Source organism: Ensifer sp. ENS09 (assembly GCF_014852425.1).
Classification (GTDB): domain Bacteria; phylum Pseudomonadota; class Alphaproteobacteria; order Rhizobiales; family Rhizobiaceae; genus Ensifer.
Window position 1 is genome coordinate 372,603 of record NZ_JACVBP010000004.1, and the last position, 19,252, is coordinate 391,854.

At 63.0% G+C, this 19,252-nt stretch carries 16 protein-coding genes; 13 read left to right on the top strand and 3 right to left on the bottom strand.

Going from position 1 to position 19,252, the window contains the following annotated elements; translation table 11 throughout:
* Positions 1-2: 2 nt before the first annotated feature.
* The 3 genes from IB267_RS22080 (at position 3) to IB267_RS22090 (ending at position 4,045) form a co-directional block, all read left to right on the top strand.
* Positions 3-1,247: a glycosyltransferase family 4 protein gene (locus tag IB267_RS22080; RefSeq protein ID WP_192449586.1), complete on the top strand. Its 1,245-nt coding sequence runs from the start codon at positions 3-5 to the stop codon at positions 1,245-1,247.
* Positions 1,247-2,383: a glycosyltransferase family protein gene (locus IB267_RS22085; RefSeq protein ID WP_246810788.1), complete on the top strand. Its 1,137-nt coding sequence runs from the start codon at positions 1,247-1,249 to the stop codon at positions 2,381-2,383. The genes IB267_RS22080 and IB267_RS22085 overlap by 1 nt, the downstream gene beginning before the upstream one ends.
* A 495-nt stretch (positions 2,384-2,878) precedes the next feature.
* Positions 2,879-4,045, top strand: coding sequence for a hypothetical protein (locus tag IB267_RS22090; RefSeq protein ID WP_192449588.1), 1,167 nt, complete (start codon positions 2,879-2,881; stop codon positions 4,043-4,045).
* A gap of 97 nt (positions 4,046-4,142) precedes the next feature.
* On the opposite strand, the gene IB267_RS22095 is transcribed toward IB267_RS22090, so the two are convergent.
* On the bottom strand, positions 4,143-4,817 hold the full coding sequence (locus IB267_RS22095; protein WP_192449589.1) for a class I SAM-dependent methyltransferase: 675 nt from the start codon (positions 4,815-4,817) through the stop codon (positions 4,143-4,145).
* Between the two features lie 303 nt (positions 4,818-5,120).
* Between IB267_RS22095 and IB267_RS22100 the strand changes: the two genes are divergently transcribed.
* The 8 genes from IB267_RS22100 (at position 5,121) to nadE (ending at position 14,636) form a co-directional block, all read left to right on the top strand.
* Positions 5,121-7,811 carry an ABC transporter ATP-binding protein gene (locus IB267_RS22100; protein WP_192449590.1) on the top strand — a complete coding sequence of 897 codons (2,691 nt, stop codon included), beginning with the start codon at positions 5,121-5,123 and terminating at the stop codon, positions 7,809-7,811.
* A gap of 91 nt (positions 7,812-7,902) precedes the next feature.
* Entirely contained in the window at positions 7,903-8,367 is a 465-nt protein-coding gene (locus IB267_RS22105) for a cyclic nucleotide-binding domain-containing protein (RefSeq protein ID WP_192449591.1), read from the top strand.
* 138 nt (positions 8,368-8,505) lie between these two features.
* Positions 8,506-9,267 carry an FkbM family methyltransferase gene (locus IB267_RS22110; protein WP_192449592.1) on the top strand — a complete coding sequence of 254 codons (762 nt, stop codon included), beginning with the start codon at positions 8,506-8,508 and terminating at the stop codon, positions 9,265-9,267.
* Between the two features lie 210 nt (positions 9,268-9,477).
* The gene (locus tag IB267_RS22115) at positions 9,478-9,681 is read left to right on the top strand and encodes a hypothetical protein (protein WP_034799207.1); all 204 of its coding nucleotides are present in this window, start codon (positions 9,478-9,480) and stop codon (positions 9,679-9,681) included.
* A 146-nt stretch (positions 9,682-9,827) separates the two neighbouring features.
* The gene (asnB, locus tag IB267_RS22120) at positions 9,828-11,756 is read left to right on the top strand and encodes an asparagine synthase (glutamine-hydrolyzing) (RefSeq protein ID WP_192449593.1); all 1,929 of its coding nucleotides are present in this window, start codon (positions 9,828-9,830) and stop codon (positions 11,754-11,756) included.
* 32 nt (positions 11,757-11,788) lie between these two features.
* On the top strand, positions 11,789-12,055 hold the full coding sequence (locus tag IB267_RS22125) for an acyl carrier protein (RefSeq protein ID WP_034799210.1): 267 nt from the start codon (positions 11,789-11,791) through the stop codon (positions 12,053-12,055).
* A gap of 20 nt (positions 12,056-12,075) precedes the next feature.
* Positions 12,076-13,629: a class I adenylate-forming enzyme family protein gene (locus IB267_RS22130; RefSeq protein ID WP_192449594.1), complete on the top strand. Its 1,554-nt coding sequence runs from the start codon at positions 12,076-12,078 to the stop codon at positions 13,627-13,629.
* Entirely contained in the window at positions 13,626-14,636 is a 1,011-nt protein-coding gene (nadE, locus tag IB267_RS22135; RefSeq protein WP_192449595.1) for an NAD(+) synthase, read from the top strand. The genes IB267_RS22130 and nadE overlap by 4 nt, the downstream gene beginning before the upstream one ends.
* Positions 14,637-14,661: 25 nt before the next feature.
* On the opposite strand, the gene IB267_RS22140 is transcribed toward nadE, so the two are convergent.
* Entirely contained in the window at positions 14,662-15,774 is a 1,113-nt protein-coding gene (locus tag IB267_RS22140) for a hypothetical protein (RefSeq protein WP_192449596.1), read from the bottom strand.
* Positions 15,771-16,436, bottom strand: coding sequence for a HemK family protein methyltransferase (locus tag IB267_RS22145; RefSeq protein WP_192450019.1), 666 nt, complete (start codon positions 16,434-16,436; stop codon positions 15,771-15,773). Before IB267_RS22145 ends, IB267_RS22140 begins: the two co-directional genes overlap by 4 nt.
* 283 nt (positions 16,437-16,719) lie before the next feature.
* On the opposite strand from IB267_RS22145, the gene IB267_RS22150 reads away from it, so the two are divergent.
* Positions 16,720-18,039, top strand: a complete 1,320-nt coding sequence (locus IB267_RS22150) for a lipopolysaccharide biosynthesis protein (protein ID WP_192449597.1) — start codon at positions 16,720-16,722, stop codon at positions 18,037-18,039.
* Positions 18,040-18,088: 49 nt separating this feature from the next.
* A complete protein-coding gene (locus IB267_RS22155; RefSeq protein ID WP_246810789.1) occupies positions 18,089-19,177 on the top strand; it encodes a GNAT family N-acetyltransferase in 1,089 nt (362 codons plus the stop codon).
* Positions 19,178-19,252: the final 75 nt, after the last annotated feature.

The window sequence follows — 19,252 nt, forward strand, 5'->3', positions numbered from 1 at the left end:
CATTGCCGACAGACCGCAAGATTGCAGTCGTGCTGAAGGGCTATCCGCGTCTTTCGGAAACATTCATCGCCCAGGAACTGCTTGGCCTCGAACGCGCCGGGATGGAACTCGTCCTGATCTCGCTTCGGCGTCCGACGGACGGCAAGCGCCACCCGGTTCACGACGAAATCCGCGCCGACGTCCATTACCTGCCGGAATATCTGCACGAGGAGCCGCTAAGGGTCCTGCGCGGGCTCGTGCGCTGTCTGCCGAAGCCAGGGTTCTGGCGCGCCTTGGGCCTGTTCCTCAAGGACCTGCCGCGCGATTTCAGCCGCAACCGCTTTCGCCGCCTCGGCCAAGCGCTGGTGCTCGCCGCCGAATGGCCGGGGCAGCCGCGCTGGCTGCACGCGCACTTCATCCATACCCCTGCCTCGGTGACGGCCTATGCCAGCGTGATTGCGGGCACGCCCTGGACCTGCTCGGCGCATGCAAAGGATATCTGGACCTCGCCCGACTGGGAACTGTCCGAAAAGCTTGACCTTGCGCGCTGGACCGTGACCTGCACGCGCATGGGGTACGAGCATCTCCGCAGCCTTGCGCGCGACAAGTCGAGGGTTCATCTGAGCTATCATGGCCTCGACCTCGATCGCTTCCAGCGTTTCGACGGCACGCATTCCAACCGCACAGGCTCCGATCCTTCGGATCCCGTCCGCATCGTCAGTGTCGGGCGTGCCGTTGGCAAGAAGGGCTACGATGTGTTGCTGAAGGCGTTGGCCAAGCTTCCCTCGGAGCTTCATTGGCGGTTCGAGCATATCGGTGCCGGGGAACTGACCGGCCAGTTGAAGACGCTCGCCACGGAACTCGGCATCTCCGACCGTATCGTCTGGAAGGGCGCGCTCGACCAGACCGATGTGCTTGCGCACTATCGGGCAAGCGACATCTTCGCGCTCGCCTGCCGGATCACCGCGGATGGTGATCGGGACGGCTTGCCGAACGTGCTTGTCGAAGCATCGAGCCAGCGCCTTGCCTGCGTCTCGACGGACATATCCGGCGTGCCGGAACTGCTCGAGGATGGCGAAAACGGTCGTGTCGTTCCGTCGGAAGACCCGCAGGCGCTTGCGGTCGCGCTAGAGGAACTGATCCGCAATCCGGCCCTTCGCCACCGGTTCGGCGATGCGGCGGAGCGGAAGGTTCGCGGCCAGTTCGACCACCACACCAGCATCGAACAACTCGCCGGCCTGTTTGTCCGCGAATGGAGAGCCGCCTGATGTCCGCCCGTCGCGTCTTCTTCTACGTACAGCACCTGCTCGGCATCGGTCACCTGGCGCGGGCAAGCCGGATCGCGAGCGCCTTGGCGGCCAAAGGCTATGACGTGACCGTCGTGACGGGCGGCAGCCCGGTGCCGGGATTCCCGGCAAACGATGTGAAACACGTGGCCCTGCCGCCGGTGCTGGCGGGCGACAAGGGGTTTAGCGGACTTGCCGATGGCGAGGGAAATCCGGTCAGCGAAGCTTTCAAGCAAAAGCGCCGGGACCTTCTGATCGAGGCCTTTCTTGCCTGCAAGCCCGACATCGTCATCTTCGAAGCCTTCCCTTTTGGCCGTCGCCAGATGCGTTTTGAGTTGATGCCGCTACTGGAGGTGATCGAGAAGCAGGAGCCGCGACCCCTCGTTGCCGCATCGCTGCGCGATATCCTGCAGGAGCGCACGAAGCCCGGTCGCGCCGAAGAAACCCTCGACGTGGTCAGGGCCCATTTCGATCTCGTGCTCGTGCACGGAGATCCGGCCTTCGCGCGGCTCGAAGAGACCTATCCCTATACGGCGGAGATCGAAGACAAGATCGTCTACACAGGCCTTGTCGCCGGCCATCCCCCTGAACCCCCGGCTGAAAGGTTCGACGTGCTTGTTTCGGCCGGCGGCGGCGCGGTCGGCAAGGAACTGATCGGCGCGGCATTGCAGGCGGCCGGGCTGCTTGCGGGCGACCTGAAATGGTGCCTGATCACCGGGCCGAACCTGCCGCAGGACGACTATGACGGCTTGGCCACCGCAGCGCCCGCAAACGTGCATCTCTTCCGCTTCCGCAAGGATTTTGCGAGCCTCTTGTCGGGTGCGCGGCTCTCGGTCTCCCAGGCCGGCTACAACACCGTCTGCGATATCTTCCGTGCCGGCTGTGCGTCGCTGCTCATTCCCTTCGTCGCCGGTGGCGAGACCGAGCAATCGACGCGCGCGGAAAGGCTCGAAAAACTGGGCCTTGCCGGCGTTCTGCCGGAAGCGGACGTAACACCGGAGCGGCTGGCCCGCGACGTCGAGATGATGCTGGCGCGGCCAAGGCCGGAGATCCCCCCGCTCGACCTTAACGGCGCCGCTCGAACGGCCGAGATACTGGGGCTTCAGACGGTTCGCTAGCCCGTGCTCGGTGGTGCCCCTTCGGTCTTCGGGGAGGGCGCGATGGAGCGGAACCACCGCCGTAGAAAAGTCGCTCGGCAAACCAACGCTCGGGCGACCGCTCGTTTGTCTGCCAGTATGGAGCCTGGATATATTACTCGCGCTCTGCGTGTTCCTGCTGGCTGCCTCCGGAATCGTATGTTAGGTAAATAAATAATACCGATTCTGAATATATTGCGGTGCATTTCCACCGAACGATAATCTGGGTTCCCTTGTGCACGAAACTCAAGGTCTCGCGAGGACTGGGTCATTCTCTTGGCGAAGTGTTTCCCGCACGGCTCTCCTGCCTTTTCGACCTCTCCAACATCCGCTGGCCTCTGGCGCACGGCATCGCCTGTGCGCTGAACCGGTGCCGGCTGGCGGGCGTAGAGGCAGTGGCGCAGTCGCGGCGAACGTCGGTCGCAGAGCAATGCCGGGGGATTTCGGCGCGTCGAGCGCGTAAGGCAGGAGGGGCAGTTGAGAAATCTGATTGCGCTGTTGATCTCAGTGACCCTGGCGTTGGGGGCCGGGGAGGTAATGCTGCGCGTGTTCACGCCGTTTCCGATCGGAACGCAATCGCACCGAACCACCGACGAGAAGTACGGCTATCGTCTCGATCCTACCCTTTCCGGAGTTGACGAGGACGGCTTCCGCGACCCGGTAGGCGCACGGCGGGACTTTCACGTCGCCGCAATCGGCGACTCGATGACCTATGGCAACAACGTCGAGAGCGGCCAAGCCTGGCCGGCCGTCTTCCAGGCCATCACCGGCGAGCACACCTACAATTTCGGTGTCGGAAGCTACGGCATCTACACCTACCACGCGATCATCCACGACGCGCTGGCAAATGGAGCCAAAGGCGCGATCGTCGCCATTTTCCCGGGCAACGATTTCGCGATCGTTTTTTCGGCCTGCGATATCATGAACGCGCGTTCCGACTTCTGGCTCGCAGAGCAGGCGCGGCTTCACCTGCAGGCTCTCTTCAGCCCGACCGGAAGCCACACGCAATGCACCAAGGCACGATCGGCGAGCATCAAGACGAAGCTGTTCGAGAACGTCGCGCTTCTGAGCGCTTATCAGTATGCGATTAAGGACCGTGTGACGAGTTTGTACGCGCGCCTCCTTGGCGCGGGCGGCGATGAAACCTCCGACTATTACCGGTTCCCGGACGGGATCCCGCCCGTGTCGCGGCGCTATGTGGATGATGCCGGTCGCATGAGCGATCTGGCTTCGTCCGAAACAGCGGCGATGTTCGGGGACTTTGAACGTTTTGCTGCCGACTGGGCCGCGCAGGGACGGGGTAGGGTCGGACTGTTGCTCATTCCGTCCAAGGAGCGTGTGGTTTTCGAGCATCTTCGGCGCGGTGGCCAGCTGGCCGTTGCCGATCCCGGCTTCATCCGCAGTGTCGAACGTCAGATCGCACTTGAGGATAAAATTCGGGAAGTCGCCGGCCGGCTTGATCTGCCGTATCGCAGCGCGGTTGATGCAACGACCGATGCCTTGCGGGATGCGATCCTGGCCGGGCAGCGCTTTTATCCTGATAACGACGGACACCCGTTTGAAGCAGGCTACAGGGCCTTCGCCGGAACCGCGTCGTCGCTCTGGAACGAGATGAAAGCAAGAGCTGTCGAGACGCATGACTGAACGTCGAGGAGCGGCGGTAGCCGCCGCTGCCGAAGACGGGCAACGGTGCCGGAGCGCACGGGTGCCGGCCGGTCAAACACGTGCACTTCCGATCGGTTCAGACCGTGCCGATCAGCATGAAGCGGGTGTATTTTTTGGTCGGCAGCGCGCCAGCGAATTCGACCGTCTTCAACGCCGCCTGTTTGGCGAATTCCTCGACCGAGGCCACGCAGTTGATATGCGTCGGCTCGCTGAAATAGTTATTGGACTGGAGAAGCACCCGTGTGCCGGCCGGTATGCGATCGAGCCACGCCTTGAGGTCTGCGATATGCTCGCAGCTGGTGTTGATCACCACGTCTGCCGCGAGCGTCGCGTAGTCGATCGCGTACATGTCCGCCGTAACGGCATGAAACTTGTCCGGAAAGGCGGCATTCAGCGTCCGCGCCACAGCTTCGACATCGGGGTCGATGTCGAAGCTGTCGACCGCTGCCACGTCAAAGCGCTGGTCTTCCAGCAGCATGGCGCCGAGAATACCGTACCATCCACCGAGGATGGCGATCTTGCCGTAAGAGGGGCCGGCCACCTCAAACAGCGTATCGCGCGCCCAGACCTTACAGGCGACCTGCTTGTGGTTGAAGGCATTGGCGATGTGTGCGTCGGGATGCTTGGCGATCACCCGTCCGATCCCTTCGATCAGCGGACTGCGCGTATAGGCGGCGATGCCACGCGCGAGATCGAAGGCATGCTCGTACCAGTCGCTGGTTTGGGCAGGGGGATGGCTGGTGTGTTTCATGCGGCCGTTGTAAGCTGCACATTGAGCGAGTGCAATAACGGCGTGTTCCTTTGGGAACGTCGACCTCTGCGTCGATAGTATATAAGCCGCCTGTTGGAAACCGCGTCCATTGCAGATTTCCCTCGCACCTGCATAATCGATCAGCCGGATTCGGCGCCGGGCGGAATATGCAGGCGTCCCTTCAGGAGCGTGCCGTGGGGCACCCGTCCGAAGGTGTCGCCGAAGAGTGATGCGTGCTGGGGACATGTGGCAACCCGGCCCGCCAGCAGCAGTCGTGTTCAATAAGGTCCTATCGCCAGTAACATGGAACCACGCCTTTCCCGCTATATCTGGACCCACACGCGCAAGGACCAGCTTTGGATCCTGGTTGTCGTCGCGCTGTCGATGATCCCTTACTTCCTGTCGTTCGATCTGCCGAAGCAGATCGTCAACGGGCCGATCCAGGGCGATGGCTTCGACAGTCCGGAGGCCACGCAGGCCTTTCTGCCGATTTCCTTCGACCTGCCGTATTTCGGCACGATCAACGTTTTTGATGGCTTCCAGCTCGGCCGCGAAGGCATGTTGCTCGCTCTCAGCCTGGTGTTCCTGGCGCTGGTGGTGGTCAACGGCCTCTTCAAGTTCTACATCAACACGTTCAAGGGGCGGCTCGGCGAGCGGCTCTTGCGGCGCATTCGTTTTGAACTTGTCGACCGGGTGCTGCGCTTTCCGCCCAGCCATTTCAAGCGGGTGAAGCCCGCCGAAATCGCGACGATGATCAAGGACGAGGTCGAGCCGCTCGGCGGTTTCACCGGCGATGCCTTCGTCTCGCCCGCGTTGCTCGGCGGCCAGGCCTTGACGGCGCTGGTGTTCATCCTGCTGCAGAGCTTCTGGCTCGGGCTGATCGCAACGCTGATCGTCGCGGTTCAGGCGATCATCATTCCGCGCATGCGCAAGCGGCTCCTCGTGCTTGGACGCGAGCGGCAGTTGACGGCGCGCGAGCTCTCCGGCCGCGTCAGCGAGATCGTCGACGGCATCGGCGCGATCCGCGGTCACGACACGTCGAACTACGAGCGCGCCGACATTGCGGCTCGCCTCGGCCGGATCTTCCAGATCCGCTACGACCTCTACCAGTGGAAATTCCTCGTCAAGTTCATCAACAACTTCCTGGCGCAGGTCACGCCCTTCCTGTTCTACGCGATTGGCGGCTATTTCGCCCTGCAGGGTCGCCTCGACATCGGCCAGCTCGTCGCCGTCATCGGCGCCTACAAGGACCTGCCGGGTCCGCTGAAGGAACTGATCGACTGGGACCAGGCCCGCCAGGACGTCCAGGTGAAATATGCGCAGGTGGTCGAGCAGTTCAGCGTCGACACGCTGCTCGATCCCAAAGTGCAGGCGGTGGCGACGACCGCTGCGGCGCCGCTCGCCGGCCCGCTTGCGGCCGTCAATCTGACCGTGATCGACGACGGCGGCTCGACGTTGCTCGACCATGTCTCGCTGCAGGTCCAGCCCGGCGAGAAGGTGGCGCTGATGGGCGGCGGCGAAGTGCTCGCCGAGGCCTTTGGCCGCCTCGTCTGGCCGGCAAGCGGCAAGGTGATCGTCGGTGGTCAGGACATTCTGGAGCTGCCGGAATCGGTGACCGGCCGGCGGATTGCCTACGCTTCCTCCGACGTCTACGTCTTCCAGGGCAGCCTCGGCGACAACATCCTTTACGGGCTGAAACATGCGCCGCTCACGAACGAGGTCTATGAGGGCGAGCGTGCCACGCACCGCAAGTGGGAGGTGACCGAGGCCCGGCTGGCCGGCAACCCGTATCTCGACGTCAACAGCGACTGGATCGACTATGGATCCGCCGGGGCGAACGGTCCGGACGATCTGCTCGTGCAGATCCGGCCGGTTCTCGACGCGGTACTTCTGACCAACGACGTCATGGCGCTGGCCGTGCGTTCGACCATCGATCCCCATGAGCATGCGGAGTTTGCCGCTGGCATCGTCGAGATGCGCAGTGCGCTCCGGCAGCGTCTCGAAAAGGAAAAGCTCAGCGACCTCGTCGTGTTCTTCGAGCCCGGGACCTACAACGTCGAGGCGACGATCGGCGAAAACATGCTGTTTGGCACCATCACCGATCAGGTGGTGTGGGCAGACGCGCTGGAGAACCATCCGTTCTTCAAGACGATCCTGCAGCGGGTCGGCCTGCGCGATGTCTTCTACGAGATGGGCATCGAGATCGCCGAGAACGTCGTCGAACTGTTCCGCGACTTGCCGCCGGATCACCCGTTCTTCCAGCAGTTGACCTTCATGACCGCCGAGGAAATCCCGGTCTATGAGGCCATTCTCCAGAAGGTTCGCACCAAGGGCAAGGCCGAAGTATCGGAAGACGATCAGATCAAGGTGCTGAGGCTGTGCTTCGACTATATCGAGCCCCGGCATCGTTTCGGTCTCTTAACCGATGAGGTTATGGCGAAGATCGTTGCCGCCCGGCGCGAGTTCGACGAAGGCCTGCCGGCCGATCTCGCAGGCATGATCGAGCACTACCGTCCGAACCGCTTCATCGCGTCCGGCAGCATCATCGACAACGTGCTCTTCGGACGTATCGGTCACAAACACGCCGACGGCTCGGAGAAAATCCGCGCCATCGTCCGGGACCTCTTCGAGGCCGGCGGCCTCTACAACGAGGTGCTTTCCTTCGGTTTCGATTTCAATGTCGGCGCCGGCGGCAAGCGACTGACGGCCGCGCAGCGGCAGAAGCTCGACCTTGCACGCGCGTTGATCCGCAATTGCGATTACTACATCTTCAATCAGCCGCTCCTGGCGCTCGACCAGCGTGTCCAGGAACAGGTCGTCCGCAACGTTTTTGCGATGCTCGATCAGGGCGGGCGCGATCCTGCGGTCATCTGGGTCCTCGCCAATCCGGCGTTGACGGACCTCTTCGATCGCGTCGCCCGGTTCGAGAACGGGCGCCTGCTGCACGACGCCAATGTGGATGAACGACCTGACTATAAGGAAATGGCATCTTGATGTAATATTAATGTCAGGGCACGAGCATATGGTCCCGCCGCGATGCGGGAGGCAAGTTGCCCCCGACAGGAACTCGGAGACACGGATTGTGATGTTGCTCAAAGACGAAGTCGAAATGCTGCGCCGAATAACCCTGTTCTCGGGATTGCCGCCGGCAAAGCTGAAACTTCTGGCCTTCACGTCCGACAGGGTCATGTACAGCGCCGGCGAAGCGCTGTTCTATCAGGGTGATATCGGCGACGCGGCCTATGTCATTCTTTCCGGCAAGGCGGAGGTGCTCATCAATACGGCGGGTGGGCCTTTCAAGATCGCGGAATTAGAGCAGAATTCGATCGTGGGCGAAATCGCCATCCTCTGCAACACGCCACGCACCGCGACGGTGCGCACCAGCACGCCGCTCGAGGCCCTGCGCATCCGCAAGGACGATTTCCTCAAGCTTCTGGCCGATTTCCCCGAGATGGCGGTGGAAATCATGCGCGTTCTCGCCGACCGCCTCACACAAACGACGGCGGAGCTTAGCGAGGCCCGCGGTTCGATGGAGCCGGTGGACGCCTAACGGCGGCGGCTCCCTTGTACGGGCGGTCCTTCCCGAAAATGCAGGCGGCGATGCGCCGGGGGCAGTCATTCGCCTCGGGCATGCGAGCCCTTCGCAAAATCGATTCCGCTTCGTCCGGATATGGGTTAGAGAAGCGCCATGCGTTCGATAACCTATTTCCACAAGACCGTTCAGTTTCCCGACAAGCCGGAAAAGAAGCGCTTTTTCGCGCGGCTGCAGAACGGTGACTGGGAGCCCTGCACGTTCCAGAACATCGAACGCCTGGTCGACGCGAAGACGACCTTCATCGACATCGGCGGCTGGATCGGCGTGACGCCCTATTGGGCGGCGCAGATTGCCGACAACGTCATCACTGTCGAGCCCGACCCTGTCTGTTTCGGCATCCTCAAGGAAATGCAGCCGGAGAATTGCGGCGAAGTGCGGGTCATCAATGCCGCACTGTCGGAGGATGACGTTCTCGTGCTGCATTCCGTCGGTGGCGGTTTTGGCAGCTCCGAAACATCGGCCCTGATCGCCGACGACGACGGCGAGGCGATCCGTGCGCGCACCGTGACGATCGCAGCCCTTCAGGACATGGCGCGGACCGAAAGGCTCTGTTTCAAGATCGACATCGAAGGTTACGAGTATCGCGCGCTGAACCAGTTCCGCACGATCGATCGGATGCGGACGGCCGGCGTGCTGCTGGCGGTTCATCCGCAGATCCTGTTTGCGTCGCTGACGGGCTCCAGGCTGTCGCGCGTCCTTCGCACCATGACCGCCACTATCGGATTGATCCGCAGCTTCAAAGGTTTCCGCCTCGACAATCCCTCGGCCATCTGGACCGCGCTGCGCAAATCGATCGCGCGCCGGGAGTTCCGCGGTTTCGACCTGTTGTTCGTGGCCCACGAGGGCAGCCGCTGAGGACTGCTGGCAGCTCAAATTCGTTCCGTGTCTTGAGAACGCGAATGGCAATGCTCCGGGCATTCGCCGAGAACCGAAACGATCCCCGGTTCGGTTAACCATGCCTCCGCTTAAAGTTAATTCTTCGTTTCAAGATGTTACTTCCGGTGGTATAGGTTCACTGCTGCTATTTCCTGGTTTTGGTTGTGGCGCGTCGCGGAGGGCGGTTGCATGTCCTGGTTATACGTTGCCGGTGTCGCTTATGGCCTGACGGCGTTTTTTCTCGTGGGGATGACCTATCTTGAAGGATTGCAGGCGCATGCACCTTGGAACATGTACCGCGTGGCCGGGCTTCTGGTCTGCGTTTTCTGGCCGATCCTGTTTCTGTATCTGATGCTCAGGATGGCATCGAAAAGACGAATTCCGGAGCGCTGACGTCAAGGGCCAGCGGTGCTTATCCTCAACGCGGCGCCTGAACGGCGGTATTTACCATACAACTAGAAAATGCCGGAGATTAACCCATGATTCCGTCATGCGGTTTATGGTCCGGCAGTGATCGAACGGTGTGAAAGTATCTCGGCATGTGCGGTTACGGTGGCTATTTCGGGTCGGTCCCGGAGGCGGAAATCCTTCTCAAAAGGATGGCCTCTGCGATCGCGCATCGCGGCCCGGATGAAAACGGTATTCTTGCCGCGCCTGAGGCCGGGCTCGCCCATGTGCGGCTCTCGATCGTCGGTCTCGGCGACGGCCAGCAGCCGATGTCCGACGAAACCGGCGACCTTTCGATCGCCTTCAACGGCGAGATCTTCAACTACGTCGAATTGCGCGAGGAACTGCGCGCCAAGGGGCGGCGGTTCCGCACCGCGAGCGACACCGAGGTCATCCTGCATCTCTACGCCGTGATGGGTGAGGACTGCCTGTCCGTCCTCAACGGCGACTTTTCCTTTGCGATCTGGGATCGACGCCGCCAGCGCATGCTGTTGGCGCGCGACCGCATGGGCGTGCGCCCGTTGTTTTACACGACCCATGCCGGGACATTCTATTTCGCCTCCGAAATCAAGGCGCTGCTCCAGGTCCCCGGCATTTCCGCCGAACTCGATCCCGTTGCGCTCGACCAGATTTTTACCCTTTGGGCGCCGATCGCGCCGCGGACCGGCTTTCGAGGCATTCACGAGCTCGAGCCGGCTCACCTGATGATCGTCGAGAAGGGCAAGACGTCGATCCGCCCCTACTGGCAACTCGACTATCCGGACCACGACGCGCCGCCATTGTTTGCCGATGAGCGTAGTGCGGCCGAGGAACTACGCGCCCTTCTTACCGATGCGACCCGGATCCGCATGCGGGCCGACGTGACCGTCGGATCCTATCTCTCGGGCGGGCTCGACAGCTCCATCGTCTCGGCGCTTGCTGCCGGAATGGCGCCGCAGGGTCTGCGCACGTTTTCCGTGACGTTTGATAGCGTCGAACATGACGAGAGCGCCTTCCAGATGGAAATGGCAAAGGCGCTCGGCACGCATCATAGCGCGGTCGCCTGTCGCGCCGGCGACATCGCGAAAGTGTTCCCGCAGGTCGTCCGCTTCGCCGAACGTCCAATCATCCGCACGGCGCCGGCTCCGCTTTACCAGCTCTCGGGCCTCGTGCGCGAGCAGGGATTGAAGGTCGTGCTGACAGGCGAGGGCGCCGACGAGGTCTTCGCCGGATACGATATCTTCAAGGAGGCGCGGGTGCGCCGCTTCTGCGGCCGCCAGCCCGGCTCGCGAATCCGGCCGCACCTGTTCCGCAAGCTCTACCCCTATCTGCCGGGCCTGCAGCAGCAATCGGCGGAATATCTCGCCGCTTTCTTCGGCGCCGGCGACGTGCCGCTCAACGACCCGCTGTTCTCGCACCGCCCGCGGTTCAAAAGCACGGCCGCGACCAAGATCTTCTTTTCTCCCGACCTACGCGCCACGCTGAAGGACTACGACGCGGCCGAGGATCTGGCGAGCCGGCTTCCTGCCGCCTTCGGTCGCTGGCATCCGCTGCACCAGGCGCAGTATCTCGAAAGCCGTTTCCTTCTGCCCGGCTACATTCTCTCCAGCCAGGGCGATCGCATGGCCATGGCGCACGGGATCGAAGGACGCTTCCCGTTCCTGGACCATCGGCTCGTGGAGTTCGCGACGCGCCTGCCGCCGGAAATGAAGCTGAAGGGGCTGGTGGAAAAACACATCCTGCGCGAAGCGACGAAGGATCTGCTTCCGCCGACGATCGGCCAGCGCACGAAGCAGCCCTATCGTGCGCCCGACAGCCATTCGTTCACCGGCGCCGGCGAACTGGATTACGTTCGCGATGCCATGAGCGAGACGCGCATCGGTGACAGCGGTCTGTTCAATGCCAAGGCCGTGAGCAAGCTCTACGAGAAATGCCAGTCGCAACCGACCACCGGCTTTAGGGACAATGCCGCCTTCGTCGGCATCCTGTCGACGCAGCTCTGGCTGCAGACCTTTACCGGCACCAGCATCCGCGCCGCTTAAGCGGCCTGAAACCCATTGGGAAAGGAAATGAAATGACGGAAACCATCAAGGACAAGGTCAGGGCCTTTGTCATCGAGAACTTCCTGTTTGGCGATACCTCGTACGATCTCGCCGACGGCGCCTCTCTGATCGAGAACGACATCATCGACTCGACCGGCGTTCTCGAACTCGTCGCCTTTATCGAAGACCAGTTCGGCATTGCCATGGCCGACGCCGACATCGTGCCTGCGAACCTCGATTCGCTCGCCCGCATCTCGGCCTTCATCGAGGCGAAGGCCGGAGTGCCGGCCACGGCCTAACCAAGACCCGAGGGCGTTCCATGCGGTTCGAACAATTTCTCATCGGCAATGCGGCAAGGCATGCGGCCAAGACGGCGCTCGTGACCGATCGCAAGCGGCTCAGCTACGGCGAGTTCGACGAGCTGTCGAGCCGGCTGGCGGCCGCGCTGGCTAAGGCGGGCGTCAAGCGCAACGACCGCGTCCTCGTGTTCATGGACAATTGCTGGGAGGCGGCCGTCTCGATCTTCGCGATCCTGAAGGCAGGCGCGACCTTCAGCCCGATCAACGCCTCCACCAAGGCGGACAAGCTCGCCTACATTATCGATGACTGCGAGCCGGCCGCGATCCTGACGCAGGCCAAGCTGATGCCGGTGGTGGCGGAAGCCCAGGCGCAAAGCAGCGGCAAGGCCGACATCTTCGTTGCATCGACCGCGGCGCCAAATGGCCAGTCGCCTGCCGGCGCGGTGCCCTTCGAGGGCTGCCTGTCGGCGGCGGAGGCGATGCCGGTGCCGCATCGCGGCATCGACGTCGATCTGGCGATGCTGATCTACACGTCGGGTTCGACCGGGCGCCCGAAGGGCGTGATGATGACCCATCGCAATATCGACGCGGCCTCGGAATCGATCACCACCTACCTGCGCAACGAGCACGACGACATCATCCTCAACGTGCTGCCGCTCGCCTTCGACTATGGCCTCTACCAGTTGCTGATGGCGATCAGGCTCGGCGCGACGCTGGTGCTCGAAAAGTCCTTTGCGTTCCCGCATGCGATCTTCGAGCGCATCCGCGAGGAGGGCGTCACCGGCTTCCCGCTGGTGCCGACGATGGCGGCGATGATCCTGCAGATGCGCGATCTGGAGCCGGGGTTTCTGCCGAGCCTGCGTTATCTCTCCAACACCGCCGCGGCGCTTCCGCCGCCGCACATCGCCCGCCTGCGTGAGCTTTTCCCGGGCGCGCGGCTCTATTCGATGTACGGGCTGACGGAGTGCAAGCGTTGCACCTACCTGCCGCCGGAGGAACTGGATCGCCGGCCGGGCTCGGTCGGCATCGCCATTCCGAATACGGAAGCCTTTGTCGTCGACGACGAGGGCAGCCGCGTGCCGCCGGGCGTTCCTGGCGAACTCGTCATCCGCGGGCCGCATGTGATGCAGGGCTACTGGCGCAACGACGCGGCGACCGAGCGCATGCTGCGGCCCGGACCGAACCCGTGGGAAAAGGTGCTCTATACGGGCGACCTCTTCCAGACGGACGAAGAGGGCTTTCTCTATTTCGTCGGCCGCAAGGACGACATCATCAAGACCCGTGGCGAGAAGGTGGCGCCCAAGGAAGTCGAGACCGTGCTCCATGCCCATCCCGGCATCGCCGAGGCCGTCGTGGTCGGCGTGGCCGATCCGGTGCTCGGCCACGCGATCGCTGCCCTTGTGGTGCTTACGGATCCTGGCTTGACCGACAAGGACATCATCCGCCACTGCACCCGCCACCTCGAGGATTTCATGGTGCCGAAGATCATCGAATTCCGCACCGAACTGCCGAAGACGGATACCGGCAAGGTCAGCCGCCGACTTGCCGCCGAGACGATGGAGCCTGCACAATGAACATCAGAACAACCGGGGGCACGGGCCTGTTTTCGGCCGAAACCCTGACGATCGACCATGCGCTCGAAACCGACCGCATCGTTTCCGGCTTGCGCGGGCAGGTGCGCTCCATGAAGAAGCGCGGTCTGGTGCTCGGGCTCTCCGGCGGCATCGACTCGAGCGTCTCGGTGGCGCTTGCGGTGCGCGCGGTCGGCGCCAAGAACGTCTTCTGCCTGTTCATGCCGGAAAACGATTCCGATCCGGAAAGCCTGCGCTTCGGCCGGCTGGTCGCCGAAACCTTCGGCGTCGAGGCGATCGTCGAAGACATTGGGCCGACGCTCAAGGCCATGGGCTGCTACGAGCGCCGCGACGCCTTCATCCGCGAACTGGTTCCGGACTATGGCGACGGATGGGCCTCGAAGGTCGTCATCGCCAATGCGCTCGAAGGCGAAGGCTACAACATCTCCTCGCTGGTGGTTCAGAGCCCTGAAGGCGTGCAATCGAAACACCGAATGCCGCCATCGGTCTATCTCGGCGTCGTCGCTGCCACCAACATGAAGCAGCGCACCCGCAAGCAGGTCGAGTACTACCATGCGGACCGGCTGAACTTCGCCGTGCTCGGCACGCCGAACCGGCTGGAGTACGACCAGGGCTTCTTCGTCAAGAACGGCGATGGCGCCGCCGACGTCAAGCCGATCGCCCATCTCTACAAGTCGCAGGTCTATGCGCTTGCCGCCCATCTCGGCGTTCCCGCCGAAGTTTGCCGTCGCCCGCCGACGACCGACACCTATTCGCTGGAGCAGACGCAGGAGGAGTTTTATTTCTCCCTGCCTTACGATCGCATGGACCTCTGCCTTTACGGCCTCAACCACGGGATCGAGATTGACGCCGTCGCCAAGGCGGCCGGCCTGACCGTGGTGCAGGTCGAACGGGTCTGGGCCGATATCGCTGCCAAGCGCAAGGCGACGCGCTACCTGCATCTCGGGCCGCAACTGGTGCAGCCCGTGGAGGAGATCGCCGGCTATTGAGGCCTGGCCGGACCGCCGGTCACGCTCAAGAGAAGCTGCCGCCGATCAGCCGGCTCCAATATTCGCCGGAAATACCGTTGAAGAAGCCCTGTCCGTCGCGGCAGGCTTCGACAATCTCCTGGTCGCGCGAGTGCACGACGCTCGAGGCGACGTGCACGAAGGCGATGCGTCGGCCGAGCATGGCTTCCATCAGCGCCGGCTGCGTGCGTCCGCGCAAGCCCGCAAGGCCCCGTCTCGACGCCTCGTCGACCAGGCAGTCGATGACCGGCCCGGCCTGCCCGGGTCGCGCCAGGATCTGCAGGACCCGACCAATTTCACCGGCCTTGGCGTAGTAGGCGAAGGCTCCGACGACGGTGCCCGTGCGGGCCGTTACCAGCGCGTAGACGAGCTCGCCTTGCTCCGGCTTCTTTTCAGCATCGGCAAGGATGTGGTCGAGCTGGCCATCGCTCCATTCGGGGCGAAGCGGAAACTGCGCGGTGAACTGGTCGACGACGGCGGCAAAGCCGCTGCGGTCCGTCTCGGTCGCGGTGAAGCCGGCCGGTGCCGCTCCCGCTTCGGGCAGGGCGGACCAGCGCTGCTCGCCCTGGACCATGCGCTTGCGATAGAAATTGTCGAGCACACGCGCGAAGGGGGCGGCGAGCCGGGCGGGCTTGATACGGTTCGAGGCGACGCTGAGGCTGAACGTCGCCGGACGGATGACGCGCACCCAGTCGAGGCTGTACTGCGGCAGAACCACGCCGCGGAGCCGCGTCCACATCTGCACCGAGACTTCGCTTGCCGTCTCGCTGAACGATAGATCCTGCGGACCGGCGAGGAACGCCTTCATGAGGCGCGCTCCCGCCAAGGGATCGCTTTCACGGTCTTCCGCCATCAGCGATCCGCAGATCGCGGCGCGCAGATGCCGGCCGTTCAGTGTCATCGGCAGCGCGTTGACGCCGACGAAACCGGTGATCCGGCCTTCGTCGTTCACATGTACCAGCGGTCTGATTTCCGCATCGGAGTTCGGTCCGTCGAGATAGAGCTGCCGCATATAGTCGGCAAGGGCTGGCGAAGTGGTGCGCTCCTCGCGGAACACCCGCTGGAACATTCCGGCGACCGCTGGAACGTCCGCGTATTCTAGCGAACGGATTTCGCTCATCGGACGAGCTCTCCGGTGCCCGCCGCCGCCGGGTCGGCGATTTTCTGGACGATGGCGACGCGCGGTTTGCCGTCGCGGTCGGTCGCGAAGGTGACCGGTGCATAGGCTTTCGCCCGTGAGAGAAGGGCGGCTGCCTGCCGCTCCTGGCCCTCGCCGAACTCGAACAACAGCCAGCCTCCCGGTTTCAGGAAGGCGTGCGCATCTCGGATCAGGCGCTGATGGATGGAAATGCCGTAGGGGCCGCCATCGAAGGCTTCGCGCGGCTCGCTCTCGAGCAGATGGGCGCGGTCGCCCTCCAGCCGGCCGGTCGAGATATAGGGGGGATTGCAGACCACGACGTCAATCTTGCCTTGCAGATCGTCGCTTTCAAGCGCCGCGAAAAGATCGCCCTGCCGGATGGAGACGCGCGAGCCGAGGCCGAGCCGATCGACGTTGCGGCGGGCAAGCGCGACGGTGCTGTCCGTCAGATCCGCGCCCCAGACACGCGCCGAGGGGATCTCGCTGGCAATGCCAAGGGCGAGGTTGCCGGAGCCGCAGCACATGTCGATGATGGTGACGTCCGAAGGGCCGCCTTCAAGAATCGAAACGGCGCTCCTTCCAAGAAGCTCCGTTTCTTCCCGCGGAACCAGGACGTCGGGCGCAAGTTCCAGTTCGACACCCATGAACCGGTGCAGTGTCGCGGCCCGGTCTTCGGTCGGTCGGTCGGTCGGATTGATGTCGTCGTGCGCCACGGCCGCTCCTCATGTCGCTGGAAAACTCTGTAGACGTGCGGACCGTAGCCTAGTGTAATTGAGTAAACGGAAGCTGAAATACAATTGCTGCGAGCACGTTAACCGCGCAATCATTTCTGCCTGTTACCGTGCGCGTGATCAGAGGCGGGTGCTCGCTGTCATTGAACGCTTTTTGAGCGTAACAATGAGCGGTTGAGGTCAAGGGCAGATCGGAATGGCTTCGGAAGGTGTGAAGGAACGCGCGCACAAACCGTTCCTCTCGATGATCATATCCTATGCTGCATCCGGCGGCAGCCTTGTCATTGGCTCGGCTGCGCAACTCCTGACCTTTGCGATCCTCGCGCGTTTTCTCGGCGTGCATGAGTTCAGCGTCTTCGTCGCAATCACGGCCGTTGCCAACATCGCAGTTCATCTGTGCGGTCTCGGCGCGATGGAGTGTCTGGTGCGCCGCGTCGCGCGCGACCGTGGCATGTATCCGCAGATGCTCGGCCACAACATCATCCTGACTGCGATCAGCGGCGTGCTGCTGGTGTTGCTTGGCGCGGCGGTGTTGCCGTTCTTCTTCACGCTTTCGCCCGATCCCGTGACCAATGTCACGGTGATCACCTTGATGCTCGTGACCAACATCATCTTCGTGCGCGTCATCGTGCTGGCGGAGCAGATCTTTCTCGCGCATTCGAATTTTGCCTCGGCCAACAAGGTGGTCGTCGGTTTCGCCCTGGCGCGCACCATCGCTGCAGCGCTCGCCTGCATCGCCTTCGGAGTGGCATCGGTTGCCTCCTGGGCCGTGTGGCAGTTCGTGTGCCATGTGATCGTGGCCCTTGGCTGCTGGCGGGCGGTTAAGGGACTGGGACGTCCGACCTATGGAATCGTGCGGGAAGAGCTGCCGCTCGGGCTCTATTTCAGTATCCCGTTCATCCTGCGCGCTGTCCGGCAGAACGCCGACCTTCTGGTCCTGAGCCTGGTTGCAAGTGCGGAGGTCATGTCCAGCTACAGCGTCGCGCGGCGCATGCTGGAGAGCAGCTACCTCTCGGTCGAGGCCTTGAACCGGTTGATCTATCCCGGTTCGGCAAAGGCGACCGCAGCCGGCCTGCATCATGCCTTCGAGCGCGTGCGCAAGGTGCTGTTCGCGGCCACCTCGATCAGCATTGCCGCGGCCGTCGCCGTCTTCGTGCTGGCGCCAGTGCTGCCCTATCTCTTCGGCAAGGACTACGTCTCTCTCGTTTCCTTCGTTCGCATCCTGTGCTGGGTCGTCGTGCCGCTTGCCATGTGGTCGGTGGCGATGGAGGCGCTTGGCGCGTCCGGCCACCATCCGGCGCGCGCGTCGGTCATGGGGCTTGGCAGCGTGCTTGGGGCGGCACTCACCGCTTGGGCGACCTGGTACGCACCGCCGACAGGCACGTTCATTTCCTTTTACGTGATCGAGATCGCGATGGTGATCGTCTCATGGGCGGTCTTCCTGCGTTTCGTGCGGCGCGATCGGGAGCAGGCCGGCGCAGCTTCCCTGTCGACGGGGGTGGCGCATGGAGGCTGAACTGGGGAAAATCCAGGCTGCACGGTCGCTCGGACGGGAAATGCCCCGGATGGGCAATGTGCGCGCCATGGAACCCCGAGATATCCCGGCCGTCAGCAGCATGTTCACCCGGATCTTTCGCAAGCGGGAGCAGGACGCGAGCCCGGAACTGCAGAAATATGTCGAGACCATCTTCTTCGGTAGCCCGCTATACGCGCCGGAACACGGCAGCATCGTTTACGACGACGGCTCCGGCAGCCTCGGCAGCGCCATCCTGGCGCTTCCCATGGAGTTCACGGTCAACGGCCGCCGGACGGTGGCGAAGCTTCTCTGCGCCTTCATGTCCGAAGGCAAGGCCGGTGCGGTCGGCGCCGCCTGCCTGGCGCGCGCCATGCGGGCGACACGCCAGGACATGTGTTTTTCCGACAACTCGTCTCCGGTCAGCGCCGATCACTGGGTTGCCGGCGGTGGCGTCGTGCTGCCGATCCAGAGCCTCGACTGGCGTCGCTCCTTCCGGCCGTTCAAAGCCTGGGGGTTGACGGTTGGTCGGCAAGTGCGCCCGCTCCGATCCCCGATCCTTTCCAAGCCGCTCGCGCTTGCCGACCGGCTGTTGCGGCGCCGCCGCCCACGTACGAAACCCGATCCGGTGGCCGGCTGCACGACGCACGCCATCGACCCCGCCGCCTTCGTCGATCTCGCAGAACCGATGCTGCAGCGCTTTTCCGTCAGGCCGGTCTGGTCGCGCAGTGAGTTCGACTGGCTGGTGATGGTCGCGCGACTGAACACGCCGCTCGGCGATCTTCTCTGCCGAGAGGTTCGAGACGAGAGCGGGCGCGTCATCGGCGCCTATCTCTACTTCGGCAAGGCCGGTGAGCGGGCGACGGTGCTCAATGTCGTCTGCGAGGCCGGCCGCGAGTTCGCCGTTACTTCGCAGATGTTCCACGCGCTTGACGCGGAGGGTTATGCGCTCGCCGTCGGCAGCTCGCAGCCGTTCCTCATGAATGCGATCTCGCGCCAGAGATGGCTGTCCTTCCACCATCGCGGCTACTTCTGCATGGTGACGCGGCATGCAGATCTGAAAGACGCGGCCCAGCGCAACGATATCTATGTCGGCGGTCTGGCATCGGAGAGCTGGAGCCGGTTGTTGACCGACTTCTGAAGCCATGGGTTAAGCGACAATCCTGCCGTTTAACGGAATATTCACCGTACAACCTTAATTCTGCGCTAGAAGGCG